This window comes from Calderihabitans maritimus (assembly GCF_002207765.1).
GTDB classification, from domain to species: domain Bacteria; phylum Bacillota; class KKC1; order Calderihabitantales; family Calderihabitantaceae; genus Calderihabitans; species Calderihabitans maritimus.
Genome location: NZ_BDGJ01000082.1, coordinates 1 through 6602 on the forward strand (window position 1 = coordinate 1; position 6602 = coordinate 6602).

5 protein-coding genes, 1 tRNA gene and 1 pseudogene are annotated in these 6602 nt (G+C 43.9%); 3 read left to right on the top strand and 4 right to left on the bottom strand.

Features of this window, described 5'->3' with window-relative positions:
- Positions 1-735 precede the first annotated feature (735 nt).
- Together KKC1_RS17475 and KKC1_RS07325 are read right to left on the bottom strand one after the other, a co-directional pair.
- Positions 736-879 carry a group II intron maturase-specific domain-containing protein gene (locus tag KKC1_RS17475; protein WP_202819991.1) on the bottom strand — a complete coding sequence of 48 codons (144 nt, stop codon included), beginning with the start codon at positions 877-879 and terminating at the stop codon, positions 736-738.
- 696 nt (positions 880-1575) lie between these two features.
- On the bottom strand, positions 1576-2283 hold the full coding sequence (locus KKC1_RS07325) for a class I SAM-dependent methyltransferase (RefSeq protein WP_088553821.1): 708 nt from the start codon (positions 2281-2283) through the stop codon (positions 1576-1578).
- Positions 2284-3338: 1055 nt separating this feature from the next.
- Here KKC1_RS07325 and KKC1_RS07330 point away from each other — a divergent pair.
- From KKC1_RS07330 to KKC1_RS07340, 3 genes are all read left to right on the top strand, one after another.
- Positions 3339-3599, top strand: coding sequence for a MoaD-like domain-containing protein (locus KKC1_RS07330; protein WP_088553822.1), 261 nt, complete (start codon positions 3339-3341; stop codon positions 3597-3599).
- A gap of 1032 nt (positions 3600-4631) precedes the next feature.
- Positions 4632-4853 carry a helix-turn-helix domain-containing protein gene (locus KKC1_RS07335; RefSeq protein WP_238134229.1) on the top strand — a complete coding sequence of 74 codons (222 nt, stop codon included), beginning with the start codon at positions 4632-4634 and terminating at the stop codon, positions 4851-4853.
- A gap of 82 nt (positions 4854-4935) precedes the next feature.
- On the top strand, positions 4936-6054 hold the full coding sequence (locus tag KKC1_RS07340; RefSeq protein WP_192868132.1) for a tyrosine-type recombinase/integrase: 1119 nt from the start codon (positions 4936-4938) through the stop codon (positions 6052-6054).
- A gap of 139 nt (positions 6055-6193) precedes the next feature.
- Here the strand turns inward: KKC1_RS07340 and KKC1_RS07345 are convergent.
- Together KKC1_RS07345 and KKC1_RS07350 are read right to left on the bottom strand one after the other, a co-directional pair.
- Positions 6194-6269: transfer RNA gene (locus KKC1_RS07345), tRNA-Ala, on the bottom strand.
- Positions 6270-6390: 121 nt separating this feature from the next.
- Positions 6391-6534 (bottom strand): annotated as a pseudogene (locus KKC1_RS07350) (small, acid-soluble spore protein, alpha/beta type); the annotation flags it as partial.
- Between the last annotated feature and the right edge of the window lie 68 nt (positions 6535-6602).

The following is a 6602-nucleotide window of genomic DNA, read 5'->3' on the forward strand; positions in this document are numbered from 1 at the left end:
GCAAGCTCGCACGCATGGTCTTCACGCCGCTGAGTGAGGGCCAAATTTACCGGCCAAGGAGGTTAGGGTAAATATTTCTTTTCAACTTACTTTTACTGTTTGAGCTGGTATTTTCTGTTTTGGCTTACCGGCTTGGTTTCTTGTTGCCTTTTTACATTTTGAAACAATAAAATTTCCAATTCAGGGTCTTGACATTTTACCGCGGGTCTATTTGCCGTCGGTCTTGAACACTCCTTCATTCGTTTTTTGTCACTAAACGAATTAAGCAAGTGTTCAAGAATTCCTATGGCAATTTTGGTACCGGGCATCGCTTCGCGAAACATCTCTTGCATCATAGGCTTCCAGAAATTAGTGTCCAGTTTGAATCGGAATTGGTGTCCAGTTAGGATCGGAATCGGTGTCCAATTTAAATCGGATTTGGTGTCCAGTTTAATCCGGAATTACTGTCCAGTTTGCTCCGGAATATGCGTGCGTACGGGCCGCGTACACGGCTCCTGGTAAACCTCAGTCGTTAGCTTTCATAATAACGATGCAAGATGCCAACCTCATATCTTTCGAGGTTAATTAAACCGATTTCGTCAAACCAGGTGTTTGGAAGGGCCATCGAGATGAAAGGGCAGGCTGAGTTTCTCCGTCTTCGCATGGATATTTTCTCAAATTCCCCTTTATAGCCTCGACGGCGAAGGGCTTTATGAAGCGCCTTCCAGGTCTTCCACTCCAGCATCTTCTTCATTCTTAGCCGTCGGTGTATCCATCCCATGAGTTCACGAGTACTCTCTTACAGTTCGCTATGCGGAAGTAGTTAATCCACCCCCGCAGGATGGGGTTAAGCCTTCTGACCATTTCTTCCACGCGGATAGAGTACCAAATACGATGCATATTAACGCAGAAACATTAATTCCATTCTAATCTTGAGAAGGCTGGAGCATTTATGAAGGAAGTGGTAGCATAATCATTCTGCTGATATGAGGAAGAACTACACTAACTTTGCACACTCGCTAATTTTCACTTTTCGTTTGCGGGGGGAAGGTATATAATTTCGCATAAGTTGCTGCAAAAAGTATGACCAAAGGCAGAATCGGCAAAGCCTTGCGGCACAAGGGTTTAAGGCGTTTTTGGATCTACACTACGGGTATACACTACCGAACGAACTAGGTGTAGTACCCTAGTGTAGATATTTCGCCCGAGCTACTGTAGATCTTGTATGTCAAAATGACGTAAAAACAGACGTAATTTTCTACGCGTTTTTGATGTAATTTTGACGTACAGAATCTACACTGCATTTGCACAAATTGGTTCAAGAGTGTTGCAATATCCCGGGATGCGGTCAACTCCAGACGGAGTCTGTTCCGGGTTACTAAGGAACCAAAACCCGGGTGGCAAACGGCATATTTGCCTACAACCTCCACCGAATAGCCAGCTTGGGTATAGAAAAAGTTGGTAAGAATGTACGAGATAAAGACAATTCAACCGAAAGGAAATTAGCTCGTCAGTACCAAGTAGCTTCAAATACTACTTTTTCAGGGAAAACTGCTTAGTTAAGAGCGAGACCCTTCTTCCGCGGCCTGTCAATCTTTAATTCCCATCCGTCCTCTTTTTATAAGATACCGCACAAATAAAACCTCCATCTGTTCGTCCTTGCCGTTGAGCCTCGGCCTCCAGCGCCAAGGCCTCATTTACTTTAGTAAAATCAAAATCTGGAGGTACAAATAAGACCGCTTTTCCCTGAACATCGCTTCCCGGCATAGCAACTATCAGTTCAGATAGGGTCGGAAAGTGAGCCCAGCGGAAAACACTTTCCGGATCCCGGGCCGCTTTCGCTTCGTAGTACCGGCTCCAGGCACTATTTCCTCCAATTAGCCCCACTACCAGTCGTCCACCGGGTTTAAGTACGCGATAGGCCTCTTGCAGAGCATCCGCTAGGTTGGGGACAAATTCGAGGGCTGTGACCGATACCACTGCGTCAAAGCTCGCCTCCCCGAACGGAAGCTTGCGGGCATCGGCACGCAAAAACTTTATGGCAAGGCCTTCCTGTGTCGCCTTTTCCCGCGCTTTAGCTAGCATAGCTTCCGAAACATCGATACCCGTCACCTTTACACCCAGCCGGGCCAGCTCCAGGGAGAAATTGCCCGTACCGCAACCTATATCCAGTATTTCCATGCTCGCCCGGGGCTTCAGGTACCCGTAGATGGCCTCCTTTTCAATCTTGTCCACCAGCCGTCCCTTCGGCGTCTGATACCAGTTATCATAGTCGCTGGATTTCTTATCAAACAGCTCTGCCACCTCACTGGCCCCCAATCAGGCTGTGATTTGATATACTACTGGTTAATATTTTATGATTTTATAACAAAAATTAAAATATATATCAATTTCTTCCGAAATAATAGTCCGGGTCAAGATTCAGTAGGTACCCAAGAAAATTTTCTATTTAAGAGACCTCACCTTCTAAAACATTAACTTTATGCCGGCGGCCTTGACATCCACCTCACAGAAAGATACTTAATCCACGGCCGGTCGGTAAATGGTCCCTTTAATGCCGGTTAAGACGCCTGCAGCCATTTTTCTACATCTTCGGCTTTTTGTTCTTCTACTGGCTAAAATCCGCTCTATCCGGTCTCCTCCGGTGATTGTTCACGGCCGGACTCCAGGCCTCATCTTGTCCTATCACTCAGGGACTTGGTTTTTAGAACTTGTGTCACCAATCTAAACGTTAATACATTGTAGTTTCCACGGCAATAGCCGGCTCCAATTTTACAACCCTGCTTTCTGACCCATTGCCAACTGGTGGTCGCGATTGGTAAAAGCAGGCCTGACCGAAACGGCCGGAAATTTAGGCCCATGATAAAGGAGACGAATCTTCATGCAGTAGCCGCTCATGGACATAGGTCGAATTATGAGATCTGTTATGCTAATGCCCAGCCTACAACTATTTACGGTTAGAGACTGCAATTCTTTTGGTATACCAAATTGAAAATCCTTTGCTTTTTATAAACTCATTTGTCCCTGAGCCAGGGGAAAAAGTGGTTTCAAACGTAGTACCGTCATTACCTGCTGGCTGGAACTTTCAAAAGGGGTAAATTGGGACTTCAATCACTTTTGTGTCCGGCGCAATAACAAGCCTTTCGCGATAAAATGGTTTGGTATAAATAGCCCTTCCTGCTTCCATCCTTTTAGTAGCCATCGTCATTATATCCGGTTTTACTAAAGTAAAGCTTTTTATTTAACTATTATCATTAGAATAGGCTGAAGTTTGTTTGGTTGGTTATTAAGATGAGAGATTTTAAAGTTATCTATAAAAATAATAATTTATACAATTTTAGAAATGAGGTGAAGAATAAATGCCAAAGATAGAGATAAAGATTGAAAGCGGTATACCAAGAAAATATCTGATAGAATACTTTACATCTATTAGCGATTCTTATAATGAACAAGGAAAATTTTGGGGTTCAGATTGGGAAGTTGAGGTTGGAGAAGAGCAGTATCGGAAATTTGGTACTATTAAAATACCAGCTACTCAACTAATTTTTCGTGCTGACAAAAATCGTTGTAATGAAATAGTGGAAGCATTTCGTTTGAAGTTTTTGTCTGCTGGAGGTTAATTTTGTAGTATAGATTTTTATTAATATAGACGACAAGCCTTTTTATATAAATTTACTATCTCAAATTCATGAGTACAGGAGAGTATCATAAGTAGCCCGTGTCAAGTTTCATTAGGTACCCAAAAATTTTGTCTTTTAAAGACAACGCCTGATTTAAAAAGCCGGTTTCCGGTCTATAAAACCTGAAGGATTTTTTTAGAAACTGGTCACTTTTATCTAAAGATGGCTGTTAGACGATTGGGTTTGAGCAGCGAAATGTTTGAGGGACATTCATACGAATTAATAGTATAACCACCCGGTTGATACTCAAAAGAACTACACTAACTTTGCACAAACGCTAGTTTTCATTTTTCGTTTGCAGGGAGAAGGTATATAATTTCGCATAAGTTGCTGCAAAAAGTATGACCAAAGGCACAATCGGCAAAGCCTTGCGGCACAAGGGTTTAAGGCGATTTTGGATCTACACTACGGGTATACACTACCGAACGAACTAGGTGTAGTATCCTAGTGTAGATATTTCGCCCGAGCTACTGTAGATCTTTTATATAAAAAATATATAAAAATACTATAATTTTAATATAATTTTCATATAATTTTTATATAATTTTTATATAAAAAATCTACACTGCAATTGTACAAACTGACCAAAATCCAGCGGTGGTTTTGCCCTACATTACCGTGAGATATGACTACCCCAAGTCACGCAGGATTGTGATACTACCGTCAGAGAGCCTTGTGTAATAATTTCATAAAAAATTACTGTGGCGTTAAACCACCTCCACGCATGCGCGCTACGGGTAGTCCTTGCATGGCTCCAGTTTTACCAGGCCTAAAATTAATTTGGGAGAAACGTGTAAAATTTGCATTTTACATGAAAATATGTTAATATGTTCTTGTAACAGGGAATGCGGTTACCCCTGTTGCAATTATTTTCGTCCGCAAGGCAGATTTTTCCATTTAGCAGGGAAAATCTGCCTTTTTATTTTTCTTTAACTTCCCAAACCAAAATTAAAAGAAGGAGGAGACAGACCCGTGACCAACCAAGCCCTGTCTTCGGAAGATGTAAAACTTCCTGAAGTCATGACGATGCCGGACGTTGCTCGGTATCTCCGCATTTCCCGGTCAGCCGCATACGAGCTTGCCCATGACCCGAGTTTCCCCGCCATCCGCATTGGCAGGACCATTCGGGTACGCAGAGACGCTTTCCTCCACTGGCTGCAAAGGAAGGAAAATTCCCCGGCCGGGTCGAAGTAAACTTTTGTCCCGGCTGGGGAGCCCGAAAGGAGGTTTAGTTGTTACCCGTATGCCGGGAATCTACTCCAGAGGAAAAGACAGGATGGGCAGGACGAGATGGCTGATCCGCTACGAACTGCCCCGTGATCCCGAGACCGGAAAGCGGCGTCAGAAAGCGGAAATAGTGTACGGCACAAAAAAAGACGCAGAGCGGCGACTGAGAGAAGTCCTTATCGGTCTCGATAAAGGTACTTATACGGTCCCAACCGACCTAACGGTAGCTGAATACATGACGGACTGGCTCGAAAAGTACGAAGCAGACCATCAAAATAAAAAAACAATCTCTACCGCTCGGTATTTGGTCAATAATCACATCATCCACGAGCTTGGCTTCATAAAACTAAAAGACTTACAACCATACCATATCGATAAACTGTACCTGAAATTGCGCAAATCGAAGGAAAAAGGCGGTAAAGAACTTTCCACCCGCACAGTGCGTTATGTACATTCTTTGCTCTCTTCCGCACTGAATAGGGCAGTCGCACTTAATCTGATACCGTTCAATCCTGCCGACAAAGTCAAACCGCCCCGCCTACATGAAAAGGAAGTCAAACCCCTCACCGACGAACAACGGAAACGCTTCCTGGAGGCGGCACAGGGCAGCAGGCTGGAAAACCTCTTCATCGTAGCACTAGGCACCGGAGCGCGCAAGGGAGAACTTCTGAATCTCACGTGGGACCAGATAAATTTCAAAGACAAGACAATCACGTTTATAAACATGAGCAACGACGACAGCACAAGCGATGCCAAGACTGAATGTTCTAAACGCACTATCCCGATGTTTCCGGACGTCGAAAAAGCCCTCAGAGCTCAACGCACGCAGCAGGCAAAAGAAAAACTTAAAGCCGGGCCTCTGTATAATGACAGAAACCTGGTGTTTGCAAACGAAGTCGGCAACCCGTTGAATCCGAGCAATATCAGAAACAGATACTGGATACCGACACTTCGCAAAGCCGGACTGCCGGAAAACACCCACTTCCACGCTTTGCGTCACACTTTTGCTACGACACTAATACGGAAAGGCATAGAGGTGCGCCAGGTCAGCGCCTGGCTGGGCCACAAAGACCCTGCCTTCACGTTCAAGAGGTATCACCACTATATCCCTGCCAAAATTGACGAACGAGAAGCTGAACGGATCAACGCCATGATATTTCAAGAATAAAAAAAAAAGACTGGTATCTAAAACATACCAGTCTGTCTGCATGGCCGGGTTTCATGTGAACTAAATGTGAACTAAAACCAGTAATTTCCATCACAGCTTACATCCCAGAAACTGAAACCCGCACCATCACTGAATTCCCTGGTGGAGCTAAGGGGATTCGAACCCCTGACCTCTTGAATGCCATTCAAGCGCTCTCCCAACTGAGCTATAGCCCCACGCCCATGTTGATTTGACAGAAGTTATTTTAACACATCTACACCTCTATTGCAAGTCCTGAAGCCCGGCAAATTTTGACGTAAATAAAGAAGGATGAAGTTTTAAATTAAAAAATTTGGCCTATGACTCTACATTATTATCTTCATCATATACAGGTATGGCGTTTTGGGCGTCCATTTCCCGCTCGGCAAATTCGACCATCTTCTTAACCATGTTGCCACCTATTTTGCCCACTTCGCGGGTAGTCATGTTTTCCCATCCTTGTATGATATGACCAACGGCTAAATTTCCAGTTGGTCATTTATTTTGTCGTAAAAAATGTTTGACCTTTG